The 20,866-nt window shown below is 59.2% G+C and carries 16 protein-coding genes, 2 tRNA genes and 2 rRNA genes; 16 read left to right on the top strand and 4 right to left on the bottom strand.

The annotated features are described in order from the left end of the window. The first annotated feature begins 101 nt into the window (after positions 1-101). The 4 genes from EDY99_RS20570 (at position 102) to EDY99_RS20555 (ending at position 3,522) form a co-directional block, all read left to right on the top strand. Positions 102-3,009 (top strand): 23S ribosomal RNA (locus tag EDY99_RS20570). A gap of 99 nt (positions 3,010-3,108) precedes the next feature. Then, a 5S ribosomal RNA gene (gene rrf, locus EDY99_RS20565) occupies positions 3,109-3,224 on the top strand. Positions 3,225-3,318: 94 nt separating this feature from the next. Beyond that, positions 3,319-3,395, top strand: a tRNA-Asp gene (locus EDY99_RS20560). Positions 3,396-3,446: 51 nt separating this feature from the next. Further along, positions 3,447-3,522, top strand: a tRNA-Trp gene (locus EDY99_RS20555). Between the two features lie 269 nt (positions 3,523-3,791). Here the strand turns inward: EDY99_RS20555 and hdfR are convergent. Next, positions 3,792-4,619, bottom strand: coding sequence for an HTH-type transcriptional regulator HdfR (hdfR, locus tag EDY99_RS20550; protein WP_033645382.1), 828 nt, complete (start codon positions 4,617-4,619; stop codon positions 3,792-3,794). Between the two features lie 119 nt (positions 4,620-4,738). On the opposite strand from hdfR, the gene EDY99_RS20545 reads away from it, so the two are divergent. After that, positions 4,739-5,077 (top strand): DUF413 domain-containing protein, encoded by a 339-nt coding sequence (locus EDY99_RS20545; RefSeq protein WP_004929946.1) that lies wholly within the window; start codon positions 4,739-4,741, stop codon positions 5,075-5,077. A 28-nt stretch (positions 5,078-5,105) separates the two neighbouring features. Here EDY99_RS20545 and EDY99_RS20540 read toward each other — a convergent pair whose 3' ends face one another. After that, positions 5,106-6,629 carry a YifB family Mg chelatase-like AAA ATPase gene (locus EDY99_RS20540; RefSeq protein ID WP_101452725.1) on the bottom strand — a complete coding sequence of 508 codons (1,524 nt, stop codon included), beginning with the start codon at positions 6,627-6,629 and terminating at the stop codon, positions 5,106-5,108. 341 nt (positions 6,630-6,970) lie between these two features. Between EDY99_RS20540 and EDY99_RS20535 the strand changes: the two genes are divergently transcribed. The 9 genes from EDY99_RS20535 to EDY99_RS20495 all read left to right on the top strand — a co-directional run bounded on the left by EDY99_RS20535 (position 6,971) and on the right by EDY99_RS20495 (position 16,246). Next, a complete protein-coding gene (locus tag EDY99_RS20535) occupies positions 6,971-8,203 on the top strand; it encodes an MFS transporter (protein WP_089195298.1) in 1,233 nt (410 codons plus the stop codon). A 133-nt stretch (positions 8,204-8,336) separates the two neighbouring features. After that, positions 8,337-8,435 (top strand): ilv operon leader peptide, encoded by a 99-nt coding sequence (gene ilvL, locus EDY99_RS20530; protein ID WP_013814970.1) that lies wholly within the window; start codon positions 8,337-8,339, stop codon positions 8,433-8,435. A gap of 142 nt (positions 8,436-8,577) precedes the next feature. Next, positions 8,578-10,224 (top strand): acetolactate synthase 2 catalytic subunit, encoded by a 1,647-nt coding sequence (gene ilvG, locus EDY99_RS20525; protein ID WP_033645379.1) that lies wholly within the window; start codon positions 8,578-8,580, stop codon positions 10,222-10,224. Further along, a complete protein-coding gene (gene ilvM, locus EDY99_RS20520) occupies positions 10,221-10,478 on the top strand; it encodes an acetolactate synthase 2 small subunit (RefSeq protein WP_004929955.1) in 258 nt (85 codons plus the stop codon). Before ilvG ends, ilvM begins: the two co-directional genes overlap by 4 nt. Before the next feature lie 23 nt (positions 10,479-10,501). Continuing rightward, entirely contained in the window at positions 10,502-11,428 is a 927-nt protein-coding gene (locus tag EDY99_RS20515) for a branched-chain amino acid transaminase (RefSeq protein WP_033645378.1), read from the top strand. 107 nt (positions 11,429-11,535) lie between these two features. After that, positions 11,536-13,386 carry a dihydroxy-acid dehydratase gene (gene ilvD / locus EDY99_RS20510; RefSeq protein WP_015379395.1) on the top strand — a complete coding sequence of 617 codons (1,851 nt, stop codon included), beginning with the start codon at positions 11,536-11,538 and terminating at the stop codon, positions 13,384-13,386. 5 nt (positions 13,387-13,391) lie between these two features. Then, entirely contained in the window at positions 13,392-14,936 is a 1,545-nt protein-coding gene (gene ilvA, locus EDY99_RS20505) for a threonine ammonia-lyase, biosynthetic (protein WP_123062037.1), read from the top strand. Between the two features lie 53 nt (positions 14,937-14,989). After that, positions 14,990-15,523: a hypothetical protein gene (locus tag EDY99_RS20500; RefSeq protein WP_050594465.1), complete on the top strand. Its 534-nt coding sequence runs from the start codon at positions 14,990-14,992 to the stop codon at positions 15,521-15,523. Between the two features lie 21 nt (positions 15,524-15,544). Beyond that, the gene (locus EDY99_RS20495; protein WP_033645375.1) at positions 15,545-16,246 is read left to right on the top strand and encodes a DUF2461 domain-containing protein; all 702 of its coding nucleotides are present in this window, start codon (positions 15,545-15,547) and stop codon (positions 16,244-16,246) included. A 10-nt stretch (positions 16,247-16,256) separates the two neighbouring features. On the opposite strand, the gene ilvY is transcribed toward EDY99_RS20495, so the two are convergent. Then, complete coding sequence (gene ilvY / locus EDY99_RS20490; protein WP_123062036.1) at positions 16,257-17,147, bottom strand: HTH-type transcriptional activator IlvY; 891 nt, start codon at positions 17,145-17,147, stop codon at positions 16,257-16,259. Between the two features lie 168 nt (positions 17,148-17,315). On the opposite strand from ilvY, the gene ilvC reads away from it, so the two are divergent. After that, complete coding sequence (ilvC, locus tag EDY99_RS20485; RefSeq protein ID WP_033645374.1) at positions 17,316-18,791, top strand: ketol-acid reductoisomerase; 1,476 nt, start codon at positions 17,316-17,318, stop codon at positions 18,789-18,791. Between the two features lie 54 nt (positions 18,792-18,845). Here the strand turns inward: ilvC and EDY99_RS20480 are convergent, their stop codons facing one another. Beyond that, positions 18,846-19,781 (bottom strand): sugar kinase, encoded by a 936-nt coding sequence (locus EDY99_RS20480; RefSeq protein WP_033652696.1) that lies wholly within the window; start codon positions 19,779-19,781, stop codon positions 18,846-18,848. Between the two features lie 236 nt (positions 19,782-20,017). On the opposite strand from EDY99_RS20480, the gene pdeH reads away from it, so the two are divergent. Next, positions 20,018-20,809: a cyclic-guanylate-specific phosphodiesterase gene (gene pdeH, locus EDY99_RS20475; protein WP_069100633.1), complete on the top strand. Its 792-nt coding sequence runs from the start codon at positions 20,018-20,020 to the stop codon at positions 20,807-20,809. Positions 20,810-20,866 lie beyond the last annotated feature (57 nt).

The raw sequence follows: 20,866 nt of genomic DNA, 5'->3' as shown, positions 1-20,866 counted from the left end.
GAAATTTATCCCTCCGTAGATGTATTGGGATGAAGAGTAACCTGTCATAGAGTCTCTCAAATGTTTGCAGCGCGAACGATGGAAACATCTTCGGGTTGTGAGGTTAAGTGACTAAGCGTACACGGTGGATGCCTAGGCAGTCAGAGGCGATGAAGGGCGTGCTAATCTGCGAAAAGCGTCGGTAAGGTGATATGAACCGTTATAACCGGCGATACCCGAATGGGGAAACCCAGTGTGTTTCGACACACTATCATGTCATGAATACATAGTGGCATGAGGCGAACCGGGGGAACTGAAACATCTAAGTACCCCGAGGAAAAGAAATCAACCGAGATTCCCCCAGTAGCGGCGAGCGAACGGGGAGGAGCCCAGAACCTGAATCGGCTTGTGTGTTAGTGGAAGCGTCTGGAAAGTCGCGCAGCAAAGGGTGATAGCCCCGTACACTAAAATGCACAGGTCGTGAGTTCGATGAGTAGGGCGGGACACGTGACATCCTGTCTGAATATGGGGGGACCATCCTCCAAGGCTAAATACTCCTGACTGACCGATAGTGAACCAGTACCGTGAGGGAAAGGCGAAAAGAACCCCGGCGAGGGGAGTGAAATAGAACCTGAAACCGTGTACGTACAAGCAGTGGGAGCACCTTCGTGGTGTGACTGCGTACCTTTTGTATAATGGGTCAGCGACTTATATTTTGTAGCAAGGTTAACCGTATAGGGGAGCCGTAGGGAAACCGAGTCTTAACTGGGCGACTAGTTGCAAGGTATAGACCCGAAACCCGGTGATCTAGCCATGGGCAGGTTGAAGGTTGGGTAACACTAACTGGAGGACCGAACCGACTAATGTTGAAAAATTAGCGGATGACTTGTGGCTGGGGGTGAAAGGCCAATCAAACCGGGAGATAGCTGGTTCTCCCCGAAAGCTATTTAGGTAGCGCCTCGTGAACTCATCTTCGGGGGTAGAGCACTGTTTCGGCTAGGGGGCCATCCCGGCTTACCAAACCGATGCAAACTCCGAATACCGAAGAATGTTATCACGGGAGACACACGGCGGGTGCTAACGTCCGTCGTGAAGAGGGAAACAACCCAGACCGCCAGCTAAGGTCCCAAAGTCATGGTTAAGTGGGAAACGATGTGGGAAGGCATAGACAGCCAGGATGTTGGCTTAGAAGCAGCCATCATTTAAAGAAAGCGTAATAGCTCACTGGTCGAGTCGGCCTGCGCGGAAGATGTAACGGGGCTAAACCATGCACCGAAGCTGCGGCAGCGACGCTTAGGCGTTGTTGGGTAGGGGAGCGTTCTGTAAGCCGTTGAAGGTGGCCTGTGAGGGTTGCTGGAGGTATCAGAAGTGCGAATGCTGACATAAGTAACGATAAAGCGGGTGAAAAGCCCGCTCGCCGGAAGACCAAGGGTTCCTGTCCAACGTTAATCGGGGCAGGGTGAGTCGACCCCTAAGGCGAGGCTGAAAAGCGTAGTCGATGGGAAACAGGTTAATATTCCTGTACTTGGTGTTACTGCGAAGGGGGGACGGAGAAGGCTAGGCTGGCCGGGCGACGGTTGTCCCGGTTTAAGCGTGTAGGGGGTGTGACCTGGTAAATCCGGTTGCATACTAACCCTGAGGCGTGATGACGATGCACTACGGTGCAGAAGTAGTTGATGCCCTGCTTCCAGGAAAATCCTCTAAGCTCCAGGTAACATTAAATCGTACCCCAAACCGACACAGGTGGTCAGGTAGAGAATACCAAGGCGCTTGAGAGAACTCGGGTGAAGGAACTAGGCAAAATGGTGCCGTAACTTCGGGAGAAGGCACGCTGGCATGTAGGTGAAGTCCCTTGCGGATGGAGCTGAAGCCAGTCGAAGATACCAGCTGGCTGCAACTGTTTAATAAAAACACAGCACTGTGCAAACACGAAAGTGGACGTATACGGTGTGACGCCTGCCCGGTGCTGGAAGGTTAATTGATGGGGTCAGCCGCAAGGCGAAGCTCTTGATCGAAGCCCCAGTAAACGGCGGCCGTAACTATAACGGTCCTAAGGTAGCGAAATTCCTTGTCGGGTAAGTTCCGACCTGCACGAATGGCGTAATGATGGCCAGGCTGTCTCCACCCGAGACTCAGTGAAATTGAACTCGCTGTGAAGATGCAGTGTACCCGCGGCAAGACGGAAAGACCCCGTGAACCTTTACTATAGCTTGACACTGAACATTGAGCCTTGATGTGTAGGATAGGTGGGAGGCTTTGAAGCGTGGACGCCAGTCTGCGTGGAGCCATCCTTGAAATACCACCCTTTAATGTTTGATGTTCTAACTCGGCCCCATAATCTGGGGTGAGGACAGTGTCTGGTGGGTAGTTTGACTGGGGCGGTCTCCTCCCAAAGAGTAACGGAGGAGCACGAAGGTTAGCTAATCACGGTCGGACATCGTGAGGTTAGTGCAAAGGCATAAGCTAGCTTGACTGCGAGAGTGACGGCTCGAGCAGGTACGAAAGTAGGTCTTAGTGATCCGGTGGTTCTGAATGGAAGGGCCATCGCTCAACGGATAAAAGGTACTCCGGGGATAACAGGCTGATACCGCCCAAGAGTTCATATCGACGGCGGTGTTTGGCACCTCGATGTCGGCTCATCACATCCTGGGGCTGAAGTAGGTCCCAAGGGTATGGCTGTTCGCCATTTAAAGTGGTACGCGAGCTGGGTTTAGAACGTCGTGAGACAGTTCGGTCCCTATCTGCCGTGGGCGTTGGAAGATTGAGAGGGGTTGCTCCTAGTACGAGAGGACCGGAGTGAACGCACCACTGGTGTTCGGGTTGTCATGCCAATGGCATTGCCCGGTAGCTAAGTGCGGAAAAGATAAGCGCTGAAAGCATCTAAGCGCGAAACTTGCCTCAAGATGAGTCTTCCCTGGGCCTTCAAGGCCCCTGAAGGAACGTTTAAGACTAAGACGTTGATAGGCTGGGTGTGTAAGTGCAGCGATGCATTGAGCTAACCAGTACTAATGATCCGTGAGGCTTAACCTTACAACACCGAAGGTGTTTTTAGAGAGATTTTCAGCGACGTTCCAAGATTGGTTCTGATGGCTTCATGGAAGTGAGGCGGTTGGAATGAAACAGAATTTGCCTGGCGGCAATAGCGCGGTGGTCCCACCTGACCCCATGCCGAACTCAGAAGTGAAACGCCGTAGCGCCGATGGTAGTGTGGGGTCTCCCCATGCGAGAGTAGGACACTGCCAGGCATCAAATAAACGTTATCAGTGTGACGACTGGTAATGCGCAAGTCGCAGAGCGCGATATTGCCGGTATCGAAAGATACAACGTAAAAGAATCGGTGGAGCGGTAGTTCAGTTGGTTAGAATACCTGCCTGTCACGCAGGGGGTCGCGGGTTCGAGCCCCGTCCGTTCCGCCACTTATTTAATTGTGCCTGCTTTTTTAGCAGGCATAATGTTAAGCGAGATTTAGGGGCGTAGCTCAGTTGGTAGAGCACCGGTCTCCAAAACCGGGTGTCGCGAGTTCGAGTCTCTCCGCCCCTGCCATATTAAGAACCCTTTGCGAAAGCAAAGGGTTTTTTTTTACCTACTATCCCTTCCCTTGGAGCATTCCCGCTTTGGAAAAGAGCACATTAGATGCTCTATGCTGATGTCTATCTGATCCGAGTTGCCTTATGATCTTTCGATCTTTACCCCCGCAGACCTCCTGATTCTCCTACCGTTTTGCATTTTCTTCTCTCAGAAGGCGATGGGCGGTTTTTGGTATGATAGACAGCCATGACCACGGCGGCGGCTTTTAAGGCCGCCATAGCGCTTTAGGCTGCGGTATTTAAAGGTATTTTAAGTAATTGCCGAATCAAAGGCTGTTGATCGCTGTTTTGCAACCAGACGGCATACAGTGGGCGGACAATCGGCGGGATCTCGGCGGCGGCAAGCAACTGCGGATACTCTTTTTCCCACTGGCTGGGCAGGAAAGCGCATCCGCCTGTGGTTTCCAGCAACTGACGCGTCAGGTGTGCCGAGGTGGTCGTGAGTACCGGCACGTTATCACCTTCCAACATGCGGTTTTCCTGTTGGTGGAAGTCGGCCCCCCATTCCAGCTTGATGTACGGCATGGGGGATTGCTTGTCACGACGCGCGGATGAGAACAGGCGTAATGAGAAATTGCCCAGCTGCTGGCTGGCCAGTTCGTCCATCTTTGGCGGCTCAGTGGTGATCAGTAAATCGAGCTGCCTTTCATGCAGTTGCTTTACCAAAGAGTGCCTTAAGGCCACCCTGGCTTCGAGCTGCAGCGCCTCTCTTTGTTGATAGAGAGATTGCAACCAGGGGGTCAAATAAGCCTCCCACAACGAGGCAGTCGCGCCGATCGACAGCTCGGTATGTTGCAGTGAACGCACGACCTCTTTCTTCGCCAACTGCCAGGTGTTCATCAGGCTTTCGGCATAGGGAAGAAGCCGCTCGCCGGCAGGCGTCAGGCGGATGTTATTGCGATGACGGGTAAATAAATTTGCGCCCAACTGGTTTTCTAACTGACGGATGCGGAAACTGACCGCGGACTGCGTTAAGTACAAAGATTCTGCGGCTCTGCCAAAGTGACGCGTTCTACTGACCTCCAAAAAGGTTTTCAGTAATTCGGTATCCACACCTATCTCCAAAAAAATTTGTCGTTAAGATTTAAATGTTTTGTTTTACACGCTGTCAAGCCTATCTAATACTCCGCGCCATAAACAGCACGGCCATAAGAGAATTAGGAGCGTGTCAGATGGCGGATAGCTTCACCACGACCAATCGTTTTTTTGATAATAAACATTACCCTCGCGGGTTCTCCCGTCACGGCGATTTCACCATTAAAGAGGCGCAATTGCTAGAGCGCTTCGGCTACGCGTTTAACGAGCTGGACTCGGGCAAACGCCAGCCGGCCACTGAAGAAGAACAGCTGTTCGTCGCAGTGTGCCGCGGTGAGCGCGAAGCGGCTACCGAGCAGGAAAAAGTATGGGCTAAATATCTGGCGCGCACACGTCGCCCGAAGAAATTCCATACGCTGTCCGGCGGTAAGCCGCAGGCTGACGCAGTAGAAGATTACAGCGACAGCGAAGACTAAAGACGATGGGGCCTTCGGGCCCCATTTTCTATTCCAGACTACGATGCAGTTGTAACAGCAGACGGTCCATACTGCGATAGCTCAGCGCTTCGCTGAGGTGGCGCCTGCCGATCTCGGCATCCCCCGCCAAATCCGCCAGCGTGCGCGCCACTTTCAAGATGCGCTGCCAGGCGCGGACCGATAACCCCAACGCGTTTAATGTCACTTCCAAAAACTCGGCGTCTGCCGCCTGCAACACGCAATCCCGTTCCACTTCACGGTTGTTTAACAGCGCGTTGATTTTACCGGCGCGTTCGAGCTGCCGGGTGCGTGCCTGTCGCACTCTTTCCCGCACCTGCTCGCTGCTTTCTCCCTGAGTTTGCCGCTTACTGAGCGTACCTGGAGGTAACAGCGGCACTTCGATAGACAGATCGAAACGATCGAGAAAAGGCCCTGACAGCCGGGCCAGGTAGCGCAGCACCTGCTGCGGCGAGGCGCGATTATGCATGCCCTGGTAATGCCCGGTTGGGCTGGGATTCATCGCCGCGATCAATTGCACCTTGGCCGGGAAGCAGACCTTGGCGTTGGCGCGTGAAATCACGATCTCGCCGGATTCCAGCGGTTCACGCAGCGCATCCAGCACCTTACGCTCGAATTCCGGCAGCTCATCCAGAAACAGCACGCCGTTATGCGCCATAGATATCTCACCCGGGCGCGGCAGTGAGCCGCCGCCGACCAACGCCGCCATCGATGCGCTGTGATGCGGTGCGCGAAATGGCCTCTGGCGCCATGGCAAAGCGGTGAGAACAGGATGCTGCAAGCTGGCGACCGCCAGGCTTTCCAGCGCCTCAGGTTCCGTCAGCGGCGGCAGTAAGCCCGTCAGTCGGCTGGCCAGCATGGTTTTACCGGTGCCCGGCGGCCCAATCAACAATAGGTTATGCCCGCCGGCGGCAGCGATCTCTAATGCCCGCTTGGCCTGCTCTTGGCCGATGATGTCGCGCAGATCGGCGTTTTCATGCGGGTTGTCTGCCGCGGGAGGCGTGATGGCTACCGGCAGCTCGCCCTGACCGAGCAAAAAGGCACAGACCTCCAACAGGTGTTGGGCTGTATGGGATTGTGACTGCGCAATCAGGCCGACCTCGGCGGCGTTGTCCGTGGAGAGGACCAATTGTCGCCCGGCGTCAGCCGCCGCCAGCGCCGCCGGGATGGCGCCTCTGACCGCGCGCAGCGCGCCGGACAGCGCCAGTTCGCCAAGAAACTCGTAGCGTGCCAACGGGGCGAGGGGCAGTTGCTCGGAGGCGGCGAGGATCGCCAGCGCAATCGGCAGATCGTAGCGCCCGCCTTCTTTCGGCAGATCGGCCGGCGCCAAATTGACGGTGATGCGGCGGGCGGGAAAGGTGAAACCGTTGTTGATCAGGGCGCTGCGCACCCGATCGCGCGCCTCTTTTACCGTGGTTTCCGGCAGGCCAACCAGCGTCAGGCCGGGCAGGCCATTGCTGATATGCACCTCTACCGTTACGGAAGGGGCCTGAACGCCGATGATGGCGCGGCTATAGATTACCGCCAGTGACATATCGCTCTCCTTGCTGAGGGCGGCATGATGCGCGATTTATCCAGGTGCCGCGCGGCGTTCTTGGCATTTTTTCCATGAAACTCGCAGCATAATCACTGATTTTCATCGAATTGAAAAAGATTGTGCGAACCGCCTCGCAGCCTGTGGCAATACCCATTAACAATTCGCTGAAGCCTGCAACACATTAGCGGCCTGTACGCATTGCAGCCATAGGCTTGATGGGTGTATTTAACAATTGATTAAAAGAAAAATCACTTCTTTAACACACTCCGACCGCCGCGGCAGTCTGCCCGGCAGCCGCTAAATCTCCTGACTTCGTACTCTACGGTAGGGATAACACTATGTTTGGTTGGACCCCGCTGCAACGCAATGCGGCAATCGCCAGTTTTTCAAGCTGGACGCTCGACGCTTTCGATTTTTTCGTACTGGTATTCTTACTCAGCGACATCGCACAATCCTTTCACGTCGGCCTGGAACAGGTCACGTTGGCGATTCTGCTCACGCTGGCGGTGCGGCCGATCGGCGCGCTGATCTTCGGGCGCGCTGCGGAAAAGTATGGCCGCAAACCGATCCTGATGCTGAATATCGTCTTCTTCTCGGTGTTTGAGCTGCTCTCCGCCGCCGCGCCCTCGCTGACGGTCTTCTTGCTGTTACGAGTGTTGTACGGCGTTGCGATGGGCGGTATCTGGGGCGTGGCGTCATCATTGGCGATGGAAACCATACCGGACCGCTCGCGCGGCTTGATGTCGGGCATTTTCCAGGCCGGCTATCCGTTCGGTTATCTGCTGGCGGCGGTGGTGTACGGCCTGCTGTTCGAAACGGTCGGCTGGCGCGGCATGTTCGTCATCGGCGCGGCGCCGATCCTGCTGCTGCCGTTTATTTATTATTGCGTGCAGGAGTCGCCGGTGTGGCTGGCGGCGCGTGAACGTAAAGAAAGCAGCACCTTGCTGCCGGTGTTGAAGAGCCACTGGAAGCTGTGCTGCTATCTGGTGCTGCTGATGGCGGCGTTCAATTTCTTCTCTCACGGCACGCAGGATCTGTATCCGGTATTTCTGAAAGTTCAGCACGGTTTCGATCCGAAAACCGTCAGTATCATCGCCATTAGCTACAATATCGCGTCAATTATCGGCGGCGTTTTCTTCGGTTCGTTATCGGAAAAAATCGGCCGCAAAAAAGCGATTATCATCGCCGCATTGTTGGCGTTACCGGTGATCCCGCTGTGGGCGTTTTCCAGCGGTTCGCTGATGCTCGGGATCGGCGCTTTCCTGATGCAATTCATGGTGCAGGGCGCCTGGGGCGTGGTGCCGACCTACCTGACCGAGCTGGTGCCGGCCAACACCCGCGCGGTGCTGCCGGGGTTCGTGTATCAGCTGGGCAACCTGATCGCTTCGGTCAACGCCACGCTGCAAGCCACCCTGGCCGAGCATCATGGGCATAATTACGGCCTGGCGATGGCCATGGTTGCCGGGACGGTGGCGGTGGCGATCGCTCTGTTGGTGTTCTTCGGCAAGGATACGCGTGGCAAGGCCATCACCGGCGCGGTGAAAAATCCAGGTATGCGCGCCAACGTGTGAAATCCGGGCGATTCGCGTGAGGTATGACCAGATTGCGCCGAATAATAACGCAAAAAAAGTGTTGTCATGTCGCGCGCGGCTGTGGTACCTCTGTAAGCATTAGTTCTGAATGAGCACAGTGAACAAACCCATTATGAAAGCCTTTGCCCAAGTGATTAGCCTAGTCGTGATTAGCGTGGTGGTGATTATTATCCCACCGTGCGGGGCTGCACTTGGACGAAGAAAGGCTTAGCAAACAAGCCGGAATCGCAAGAGAACCCCCGCACCGTCAGGTCCGGGGGTTTTTTATTGGCAAGAGAAAAGTGGAGCAAGGGGCAGAGCATGAAAAACAGAACAAAATCCTGCGATTGTCGAAGTAAGGCGGGGAAATAACTATGAATGGCGCTCAGTGGGTAGTTCAAGCGTTGCGTGCGCAGGGTGTGGATACCGTATTCGGCTATCCGGGCGGGGCAATCATGCCGGTGTACGATGCGCTGTACGACGGCGGCGTGGAACACCTGCTGTGCCGCCATGAACAGGGCGCCGCCATGGCCGCCATCGGTTACGCCCGCGCCACCGGCAAAGTCGGTGTCTGTATCGCCACTTCCGGTCCCGGCGCCACCAACCTGATCACCGGGCTGGCGGATGCGCTGCTCGATTCCGTTCCCGTTGTCGCCATCACCGGTCAGGTGGGATCCGCGCTGATCGGCACCGATGCCTTTCAGGAGATCGATGTTCTCGGCCTGTCTCTGGCCTGCACCAAGCACAGCTTCCTGGTGGAATCGCTGGATGCCTTGCCGGGCATCATGGCGGAAGCTTTCGCCATCGCCGCCGGCGGCCGTCCTGGCCCGGTGCTGATCGATATCCCGAAAGACATCCAGCTGGCGCAAGGCGACCTGCATCCGCATTTGATGCCGGTCGATGAAGCGCCGGCGTTACCGACGGCGGCGTTGGCCGAGGCGGCTGAGCTGCTGGCGCAGGCGCATAAACCGATGCTGTACGTCGGCGGCGGCGTGGGCATGGCGCAGGCGGTGCCGGCGCTGCGCGAGTTCATCGCCGTGACCCGCATGCCGAACGTCGCCACCCTAAAGGGGCTGGGCGCGCCGGATGCGCAAGATCCGCTGTACCTTGGCATGTTGGGCATGCACGGCACCAAGGCCGCTAACCTGGCAGTACAGGAGTGCGATCTGCTGATCGCCGTCGGCGCGCGTTTCGATGACCGCGTGACCGGCAAGCTGAATGCCTTCGCGCCGCACGCCAAAGTGATCCACATGGACATCGACCCGGCGGAGATGAGCAAGCTGCGCCAGGCGCATGTGGCCCTGCAGGGCGATCTGAAAGCGTTGCTGCCGGCGTTGCAGCGCCCGCTGAACATCGCCGCCTGGCGGCAACGGGTGACGGCGCTGAAAGCCGATCACGCCTGCCGCTACGATCATCCCGGCCAGCCGATTTACGCGCCGCTGTTCTTGCGCCAGCTGTCCGCCCGCAAGCCGGCCAACAGCGTGGTGACCACCGACGTCGGCCAGCACCAGATGTGGAGCGCGCAGCACATGACGTTCGAGCGCCCGGAGAATTTCATCACCTCCAGTGGCCTCGGCACCATGGGATTCGGCGTGCCGGCGGCGGTCGGGGCCCAGATCGCGCGTCCGCAAGATACGGTGATCTGTGTCTCGGGCGATGGCTCCTTCATGATGAACGTGCAAGAACTGGGCACCATTAAGCGCAAACAGCTGCCGCTGAAGATCGTGCTGCTGGACAACCAGCGCCTCGGAATGGTGCGCCAATGGCAGCAGCTGTTCTTCGACGGCCGCTACAGCGAAACCAACCTGTCCGATAACCCCGACTTCCTGATGCTGGCCGCTGCCTTCGGCATTCCCGGCCAGCGCATCAGCCGCAAGGATCAGGTGGAGGGCGCGCTCGAGGCGCTGTTCAACACCGAAGGCCCTTATCTGCTGCAGGTCTCTATCGACGAACTCGAAAACGTCTGGCCGCTGGTGCCGCCGGGCGCCGGCAACGAAACCATGTTGGAGGAAATATCATGATGCAGCATCAACTCTCGATCCAGGCGCGTTTTCGCCCCGAAATGTTAGAGCGCGTATTGCGGGTCGTGCGTCATCGCGGCTTTCAGGTTTGTGCTATGAATATGGTTTCCCCGGCCAACGCCGACAGCATCAATATCGAATTGACCGTTGCCAGCCCGCGTCCGGTCGCCCTGTTGTCATCTCAATTAAGCAAACTGATGGACGTCTCCTGCGTCGAGATCCAGCAGCCAACATCACAACAAATACGCGCCTGAGGCGCCGAGAAGGATAAATAACAATGACAAAGAAAGCCGATTACATTTGGTTCAATGGTGAGATGGTTCCTTGGGCCGAGGCCAAAGTGCACGTGATGTCGCACGCGTTGCATTACGGCACGTCGGTGTTTGAAGGCGTACGCTGCTATGACTCGCACTTGGGGCCGGTGGTATTCCGTCATCGCGAGCATATGCAGCGCCTGCACGATTCGGCGAAAATCTACCGCATGCCGGTGTCGCAAAGCGTCGACGAGCTGATGGAAGCCTGCCGCGCTACGCTGCGCAAGAACAACCTGGTCAGCGCGTACATTCGTCCGCTGGTGTTCGTCGGCGATGTCGGCATGGGCGTCAACCCGCCGGCCGGTTATAAAACGGACGTGATTATCGCGGCGTTTCCTTGGGGCGCTTATTTGGGTGAAGAAGCGCTGGATCAAGGCATCGATGCGATGGTCTCCTCCTGGCACCGCGTCGCACCAAACACGATCCCCACTGCGGCCAAGGCCGGCGGCAACTATCTTTCCTCCCTGCTGGTGGGCAGCGAAGCGCGCCGCCACGGCTATCAGGAAGGCATCGCGCTCGACGTGCACGGCTACATTTCCGAAGGGGCGGGCGAGAACCTGTTTGAAGTGAAAGACGGCGTGCTCTATACCCCGCCGTTCACCTCGTCGGCGCTGCCGGGCATCACCCGCGACGCGATCATTAAGCTGGCGAAAGACATGGGCTTCGACGTGCGCGAGCAGGTGCTGTCGCGCGAATCGCTGTACCTGGCCGACGAAGTGTTCATGTCCGGCACCGCGGCGGAAATCACGCCGGTGCGCAGCGTGGACGGCATTCAGGTCGGTATCGGCAAATGCGGCCCGGTGACCAAACAGATCCAACAGGCGTTCTTCGGCCTGTTCAGCGGCAAGACCGAAGACAAATACGGGTGGCTGGATCCGGTAAACCCGTAACGACAAGGCTCGCCGCGCAGCGTGGCGGACGACAAGACAGACAAGATAAGAAATATCCAGGCGGTTCGTTCGCCGCCTGCCATAAATACATTTGGAGTGAAAAGAGCATGCCTAAGTACCGTTCCGCCACCACCACCCACGGCCGCAATATGGCGGGTGCCCGCGCATTGTGGCGCGCGACCGGGATGACCGACGCCGATTTCGGCAAGCCGATCATCGCCGTGGTCAACTCCTTTACCCAGTTCGTGCCGGGCCACGTGCATCTGCGCGATCTGGGCAAACTGGTCGCCGAACAGATCGAAGCTTCAGGCGGCGTGGCCAAAGAGTTCAACACCATCGCGGTGGATGACGGCATCGCCATGGGCCACGGCGGCATGCTCTATTCCCTGCCGTCGCGCGAGCTGATCGCCGACTCGGTCGAATACATGGTGAACGCCCACTGCGCCGACGCGATGGTGTGCATCTCCAACTGCGACAAAATCACCCCGGGCATGCTGATGGCGGCGTTGCGCCTGAACATTCCGGTGATCTTCGTTTCCGGCGGCCCGATGGAAGCCGGCAAAACCAAACTCTCCAACCAGATCATCAAGCTGGATCTGGTGGACGCGATGATCCAGGGCGCGAACCCGAACGTCAGCGACGCCGACAGCGAGCAGATCGAGCGTTCCGCCTGCCCGACCTGCGGCTCTTGCTCCGGCATGTTCACCGCCAACTCGATGAACTGCCTGACCGAAGCGCTGGGCCTGTCGCAGCCGGGCAACGGTTCGCTGCTGGCCACCCACGCCGATCGTAAGGAACTGTTCCTCAACGCCGGCAAGCGCATTGTCGAGCTGACCAAACGTTATTACGAGCAGGATGACGAAAGCGCGCTGCCGCGCAATATCGCCAACAAGGCGGCGTTCGAAAACGCCATGACGCTGGATATCGCCATGGGCGGTTCGACCAACACCGTGCTGCACCTGCTGGCTTCGGCGCAGGAAGGCGAGGTGGACTTCACCATGGAAGACATCGATCGTCTGTCGCGCAAAGTGCCGCACCTGTGCAAGGTGGCACCGAGCACGCAGAAATATCACATGGAAGACGTGCACCGCGCCGGCGGCGTGATCGGCATCCTCGGCGAGCTGGATCGCGCCGGCTTGCTGAACCGCGAGGTGAACAACGTATTGGGGCTGACCCTGCCGCAGACGCTGGAAGCTTACGACGTGATGCTGACCCGCGACGAAAGCGTCAAGAAAATGTACTCCGCCGGGCCGGCCGGTATCCGCACCACGCAGGCATTCTCTCAGGACTGCCGTTGGGATTCGCTGGACACCGACCGCAAGGAAGGCTGCATCCGCACCCGTGAGCACGCCTACAGTCAGGACGGCGGATTGGCGGTGCTGTACGGCAACCTGGCGGAAAACGGCTGCATCGTCAAAACCGCCGGCGTGGATAAAGAAATCCTCACCTTCCGCGGCCCGGCCAAAGTGTATGAAAGCCAGGATGACGCGGTAGAAGCGATCCTCGGCGGCAAAGTGGTGGCGGGCGACGTGGTCGTTATCCGTTACGAAGGGCCGAAAGGCGGGCCGGGCATGCAGGAAATGCTTTATCCAACCACCTACCTGAAATCGATGGGGCTGGGCAAAGCGTGCGCGCTGATCACCGACGGGCGTTTCTCCGGCGGCACCTCCGGGTTGTCCATCGGCCACGCTTCGCCGGAAGCGGCTAACGGCGGCCTGATCGCCCTGGTGCAGGACGGCGACATGATCGCGATCGACATTCCTCATCGCGGCATCCAGCTGGATGTCAGCGAGCAGGAGTTGGCGGCGCGGCATGAGGCGGAACTGGCGCGCGGCGACGCGGCCTGGACGCCGAAAAATCGTGAACGTCAGGTGTCCTTCGCGCTGCGCGCCTACGCCTCGTTGGCCACCAGCGCCGACAAAGGCGCGGTGCGCGACAAGAGCAAACTGGGGGGATAAGCAGCATGGCGGTCTCTCAACCCCTACCCAGCGCCCCCTGCGGCGCGGAATATCTGCGAGCGGTACTGCGCTCGCCGGTTTACGAGGTGGCGCAAGTCACCCCGTTGCAGGCCATGAGCAAAATCTCTTCGCGCCTCGGCAACACCATTTTGGTGAAGCGCGAAGATCGCCAGCCGGTGCACAGCTTCAAGCTGCGCGGGGCCTATGCGATGATCGCCGGGCTGGACGAAGAGCAGAAGGCGCGCGGCGTCGTGACGGCTTCGGCCGGCAACCACGCGCAGGGCGTCGCCTTCTCCGGTAAACGGCTGGGCATCAAAACGCTGATCGTGATGCCGGTGTCCACCGCGGACATCAAGGTGGATGCGGTGCGCGGCTTAGGCGGCGAAGTGTTGCTGCACGGCGCCAATTTCGACGAGGCAAAAGCGAAGGCGATCGAGCTTTCCCAACAGCAGGGCATGACCTTTGTGCCGCCGTTCGATCACCCGACGGTGATCGCCGGGCAGGGCACGCTGGCGATGGAGCTGCTGCAGCAAGACGCGCATCTGGATCGGGTTTTCGTGCCGGTCGGCGGCGGCGGCCTGGCCGCCGGGGTGGCGGTGCTGATCAAACAGCTGATGCCGCAGATCAAAGTGATCGGCGTCGAAGCGGAAGACTCCGCCTGCCTGCGCGCGGCGCTGGATGCCGGCCATCCGGTGGATCTGGCGCGCGTCGGGCTGTTCGCCGAAGGCGTGGCGGTGAAGCGCATCGGCGACGAAACCTTCCGCCTGTGCCGTGAGTATCTGGACGACGTGATCACCGTGGACAGCGACGCCATCTGCGCGGCGGTCAAAGATCTGTTCGAGGACGTGCGCGCCATTGCCGAACCTTCCGGCGCGCTGGCTTTGGCGGGGCTGAAAAAGTACGTCCAGCAGCACAACATTCAGGGTGAGCGTCTCGCGCACGTGCTGTCCGGCGCCAATCTCAACTTCCACGGGCTGCGCTACGTTTCCGAGCGTTGCGAACTGGGCGAACAGCGCGAAGCGCTGCTGGCGGTGACCATTCCGGAACAGCAGGGCAGCTTCCTCAAGTTCTGCCAACTGCTGGGCGGGCGCTCGGTGACCGAATTCAACTACCGCTACGCCGATGCCGACAACGCCTGCATTTTCGTCGGCGTGCGGCTGACGCGCGGCCACGCCGAACGGCGGGAGATCATCGACGAACTCAACGCCGACGGTTATCAGGTGGTGGATCTGTCGGACGACGAGATGGCTAAACTGCACGTGCGCTACATGGTGGGCGGGCGTCCGTCGAAGCCGCTGCGCGAACGGCTGTACAGCTTTGAGTTTCCGGAGTCGCCGGGCGCGCTGCTGAAGTTCCTGCAGACGCTGGGCACGCACTGGAACATCTCGCTGTTCCACTATCGCAGCCACGGCACCGACTTCGGCCGGGTGCTGGCGGCCTTCGAACTGGCGCAAAGCGAGCCGGAATTCGAGCGGCACCTGCAGGCGCTGGGCTACGATTGCCACGACGAAACCGACAACCCGGCGTTCCGCTTCTTTTTGCAGGGGTGAGTCCGGTGGGTTTATCCGACCGGTTGTCCCGTTTAGCGGCAGAAGGCCGGGAGATGGAAAGCCAAATCGCGGCGCGCGATCGTGCGCTTTTCGCCGGCGTGGATGCGCAGCTCGAGCAGCATTTCATGACGCCGGGCCAGCGGCTGTCACCGCCGGGCGTCGGCAACGTCATGCTGCTGATGGTGTGCCTGATGCTGGGCCTGGCGGGCGTGATGGGTCTGGTCACGGATGTGGCGGCCGCCTGGAGCGGCAAGACCTCCGCCGCCGTGTTGATGGGCAGCGGCGCGATCGTGGCGGTGTGGATGACGCTGATCCTGTTCCAACTGGTGCAGGGTAAAAACAGCGGGGTGGTATTGCTGCAATATTACCTTGGCATGCTCGGTCTGTGTTGCCTCGGCGGCGCGGCGGCGTGGGCGGCGGGCATGACCGGCATCGCCACCGGCGCCCTGCTGCTGGGGGGCGCGGTTGGCGGGGCGCTGTTCAGCAACCGGGCGGCGTTCTACCTGTATGTCGCCTATTTCCGCACGCGTCGGCGCGTGTTTATCAAACGCCGTTGGCAGAGGGAAGATCTGCGCAATACCCGATAAACCGTCAGAACGGAAAAACTTATGACGCAACCTTTCTCCGGCTTTAGCCAGCAGGGCCTGAATTTCCTGCAGCAGGTGCGGATCGAGAACGATAAGGCGTGGTTCGACGGCAACCGCGATATCTACGATCGCGAGCTGCTGGCGCCGTTTCGCGCGCTGGTGGAACAGCTTGCTCCCGGCATGCTGGCGATCGATCCGCAGTTCGAGACTCGCCCGGCGATCGGCAAAACGCTGTCGCGCATTCATCGCGATACGCGGTTTTCTCACGACAAGTCGCGCTACCGCAGCCGCATGTGGCTCACGTTCAAGCGCCCGAGCAAAGACTGGAAAGATGCGCCGGTCTACTTTTTCGAACTGGGGCCGGACATGCTGCGCTATGGGCTCGGTTACTACAGCGCCAACAAGCCGACCATGGATCTGTTCCGCCATACGCTGAAACAGCGGCCGCAGCTTTTCCTGGAGGTGGCCGCCTGTTGCCGGCCGCCGTTCGAGCTGGTGGGCGAGAGCTACAAGCGTCCGCTGGTCAAGGAGCAGGCGGCGGAGATCGCCACCTGGTACAACCGCAAATCGTTCGCGGTGATGGTGACGGACAGCGAAGTGGAAAAGCTGTTCAACGCCGATCTGGCGCCGCTGCTGGCCGGGGCATTTTTGCAGCTTGAGCCGCTCTATCACTGGCTGATGCAGGTGGAGGCGATGAAGCAGGTCGATCCGGCCGACCTGTAAAAACCCCGCGTCAGCGGGGATGCAACAATCGCCAAAAGGCGTCGATCAGCGGATCGGTGAGGCGTTTTTTCTGGACGCAGACCCCCAACTCGAACGGTTCGACCATCGAGATGTTATCCAACTGCGAGATGCGGTTGCGCACCGGTTCCGGGCTGTTGTCCACCACTACGCTCGGGATCAGCGCGATGCCGCAGCCCAGGGCCACCATCGACACGATGGCTTCGTGGCCGCCGACGGTGGCGTAAATCAGCGGATTGCTGATGCGGTGACGGCGGAACCACAGTTCGATGCGTTTTCGCGAAGGGCCGTGCTCCGGCAAGATGAAGGGGATCTCGGCCCAGTCGGGCTTGTCGGCGAACGCCTGGCTGCGCACCGCGCAGGGCAGCGCCGGCGCGATCAGCACCAGCGGAATTTCGCCGATTTTGGTGAACGCCACGCTGGCGGGCAGCGTTTCCGGCCGGCCGGCGATGCCGAGATCGGCCTCGTTGGACTGCACCTTGTCGACCGCGTCGGCGGCGTCGCCGGTGGTCAGCTTGATCTCTACCAGCGGGTGCTGCGCGCGGAAGCGGTCGAGGATCGGCGGCAGGTGGCTGTACGCGGCGGTCACCGAGCAGAACAGCCGCAGTTCGCCGCTCAGCGAAGGGCCGTGCTGGCCGAGCGAGTGCTTCAGCTGCTGATATTGCAGCAGCGTTTGCTGGGCGAATTCTTTCAGCTGTTCGCCGGCGTCGGTGAGCTGCACGGTGCGGTTATCGCGCAGGAACAGCGGCTGCCCGAGGATCTCTTCCAGCCGCTGGATCTGGCGGGAGAGCGTCGACGGGCTGACGTGCATCGCCTTGGCGGTGCGCCCGAAGTGATGGCTTTCGGCCAGATGCAGGAACAGCTTTAAATCACGTAAATCCATATCGATACGCTCGCAGTGAGAGTGTTGCAAAAATTGCAATATCACGTTCTCAATATATCAATTTAAGCAACGCATTTCCTGTTATACATTGAGTTTAACGAATCTCCGCACAGACAGGGCGGGGAATGAAAATAACAATGCAAGACAACATCAAACCGGAGTACCACCATGGCTAACTATTTCAACACATTGAACCTGCGTCAGCAGTTGGCGCAATTGGGTAAATGCCGCTTTATGGCGCGCGACGAATTTGCTGACGAAGCCGGCTACCTGAAAGGTAAAAAAGTGGTGATTGTCGGCTGTGGCGCCCAGGGGCTGAACCAGGGTCTGAACATGCGCGATTCCGGTCTGGATGTCGCCTATGCCCTGCGCAAAGAAGCGATCGACGAGAAGCGCGCTTCCTGGCGCAAGGCGACCGAAAATGGCTTCAAGGTCGGCACCTACGAAGACCTGATCCCGCAGGCAGATCTGGTGGTCAACCTGACGCCGGACAAGCAGCACTCTTCCGTAGTGCGCGCGGTGCAGCCGCTGATGAAAGACGGCGCGGCGCTGGGTTACTCCCACGGCTTCAACATCGTTGAAGTGGGTGAGCAGGTGCGTAAAGACATCACCGTGGTGATGGTCGCGCCGAAATGCCCGGGCACCGAAGTGCGTGAAGAGTACAAGCGCGGCTTCGGCGTGCCGACCCTGATTGCGGTTCACCCGGAAAACGATCCGAAAGGCGAAGGCATGGCGATCGCCAAGGCCTGGGCGGCGGCGACCGGCGGCCACCGCGCCGGCGTGCTGGAGTCTTCCTTCGTTGCCGAAGTGAAATCCGATTTGATGGGCGAGCAGACCATTCTGTGCGGCATGCTGCAGGCGGGTTCGCTGCTGTGCTTCGACAAGCTGGTTGCTGAGGGCACCGATCCGGCTTACGCCGAGAAACTGATTCAGTTCGGCTGGGAAACCATCACCGAAGCGCTGAAGCAGGGCGGCATCACCCTGATGATGGATCGCCTGTCCAACCCGGCCAAGCTGCGTGCCTATGCGCTGTCCGAACAGCTGAAAACCATCATGGCGCCGCTGTTCCAGAAGCACATGGACGACATCATTTCCGGCGCGTTCTCCAGCGGCATGATGGCCGACTGGGCGGAAGACGACGTGAAACTGCTGACCTGGCGCGAAGAGACCGGCAAAACCGCATTCGAGAATGCGCCGCAGTTTGAAGGCAAGATCAGCGAGCAAGAGTACTTCGATCACGGCGTGCTGATGGTGGCGATGGTGAAAGCGGGCGTTGAGCTGGCGTTCGAAACCATGGTCGATGCCGGCATCATCGAAGAGTCGGCTTACTACGAGTCGCTGCACGAGCTGCCGCTGATCGCCAACACCATTGCGCGTAAGCGTCTGTATGAAATGAACGTGGTTATCTCCGATACCGCAGAGTACGGCAACTACCTGTTCGCCAACGCGGCGGTGCCGCTGCTGAAGGACTTCATGACCACCCTGCAGGCGGGCGATTTGGGCAAAGCTGTGACGGGTACGGCGGTGGACAATGCGCAGCTGCGCGACGTGAACGAAGCGGTGCGCAGCCACCCTATCGAAACCGTCGGCCGTAAACTGCGCGGCTACATGACCGATATGAAACGCATCGCCGTCGCGGGCTGATTTTCCGCAAGGCAAAGCACAAAGAGAAAGAGCCGGCAGCGATGCCGGCTTTTTTTATGCCTCCGGCATCATTGCGGCGGGAATGATGGCGCCGCGATGCTGGATCACCGTAGCGGCCAGCAGATGGCCGCGCTGCGCCGCCCGTTGGGCGCTGCCGCCGTTCAGGCGGGCCGCCAGGTAACCGGCGCTGAAAGAATCGCCCGCTGCGGTGGTGTCGACGACACGCTCTGGCGGCAGCGCGATCGCCGGCACCTCAAGCTTCTCCCCTGCCATACTGAACACCAGACAGGCGTGCGCGCCGCGTTTGATGACGATCTCGCCGACGCCGAGCGCCTGTGTGCGAGCTACCGCCTGTTCGATAGGCTGCGCTCCCCACAGCAATTCTTCGTCATCCAGCGTCAGAAAAGCGATGTCGGTACAGGCCAGCACCTCGCGGTAGGTCTGCTGCGTTTCCTCACGGCTTTGCCACAGGCGCGGACGGTAATTGTTGTCGAAGATCACCTTGCCGCCGTTGGCGCGACAGCGGCGCAGCAGCGCCAGCAGTTTCATGCGATCGGCAGGCGCGAGGATCGCCAGGCTAATGCCGCTGAGGTACAAGTAATCGAACTGCGCCAGCCGTTCGCACAGTGCGTCGGCCTGCGGTCCCGCAAGCCAATACCGGGCGGCGGCGTCATTGCGCCAGTAGTAGAAAGTACGTTCGCCGGCGGCGTCGGTTTCGATGAGGTACAGGCCCGGCAGCTTGTTGTCGAATTGCTGAATCAACCCGGTCTCGATCTTCTCCTGCCGCCAGGCCTGCAGCATGTCGCCGCTGAAACTGTCGGTGCCGAGTGCGGTGACATAATGCACCCGTAGCGTCTGTTCCGGCATTTGGCGGGCGAGGTAGACGGCGGTGTTGAGGGTATCGCCGCCAAAGCCGCGCGTCAGCTGTGCGCCCTGCTGCGACAGCTCGATCATGCATTCGCCGATCACGGCGAGATTTCGGATAGTCATCGTCAATAAGCCCTGGCTAAAGAAGAAGCAATAGCTGTCAGTCTCCACGCAAGGCGGTCAGGGAGTCAATAAATTAAAACGGCGTTTTAATTTTTTATGATCGCGATCGGCGAACGCGGGCAGGACGGAGGCGAAACGGGCGGCAATTCGGCTTAAAGTTTTACGCTGCGTTGCCGATAAGCTGGGTAAAGAAACAGCGGCAGCGCTCTCATTTCCCCGCCACGGCGATAGTACCGATGATAACCAATCTGATCTCTGGTCTGCTGGCGCCTTGTTTTGCCCTCTATGCCTGCGCCAAATCGCGGCGCTACTGGCGGCAATGCCGGCGCTTGTATACCTTCCAGCCGATTTATCGCACCAGCGGCGCGCTGTTGGCGGTGGAACTGCTGACGGCGGTGTATCACCCGAATGAGCCGGACAAGCGGCAATCCCCGGAGCATTATTTTTCCTCGCTCGGCGTCGCCCAGCGTTTGCAGGTGATCCAGGAACAGCTGGCGCTGTTGCAGCGCTGGCAGGCATTGTTCATTCGTCACGCGGTGATGGTGTCGGTCAATATCGACGGCATCGCGCTGCAAGCGTTGCAGCGCCATAGCGCGTTGCAACGGCAGATCGCCGAGATGCCCTATCTGCGCTTCGAGCTGGTGGAGCACGCCGAAACGGCGTCAAACCGCCCGCTGCAGCAGATCGTCGGCGGCGAGCGGCTGTGGCTGGACGATTTCGGCAGCGGGCTGGCCAACTTCTCCGCCGTCGGCGCCTGGCGTTATCAATACATCAAGGTGGCGCGCGAATTGTTTACCTTGCTCAAACAGTCGGAAGAGGGCGTCCAGCTGCTCGGCACCCTGATCAAGATGATGAACCAGCACAGCGACGGGGTGATCGTCGAGGGTGTGGAAACCGAACATGAGTGGCGGCTGGTGCAGCGTTCCGGCGCGTTGGCCGCTCAGGGCTACTACCTTTCCCGCCCGGCGTGCTTTGAAACTCTGCACAGCGTGCCGACGTTGTTCGCCGCGCCCGGCACGCCGGCGTGAACTCCGGCCTATCCTCAGCTAGGCTTAAACGGGGCTGCTAACTCCTTTTCCTTTCAT

Source organism: Serratia sp. LS-1, from assembly GCF_003719595.1.
GTDB lineage: Bacteria > Pseudomonadota > Gammaproteobacteria > Enterobacterales > Enterobacteriaceae > Serratia > Serratia ureilytica.
This window is presented reverse-complemented; position numbering and strand designations above follow the sequence as displayed.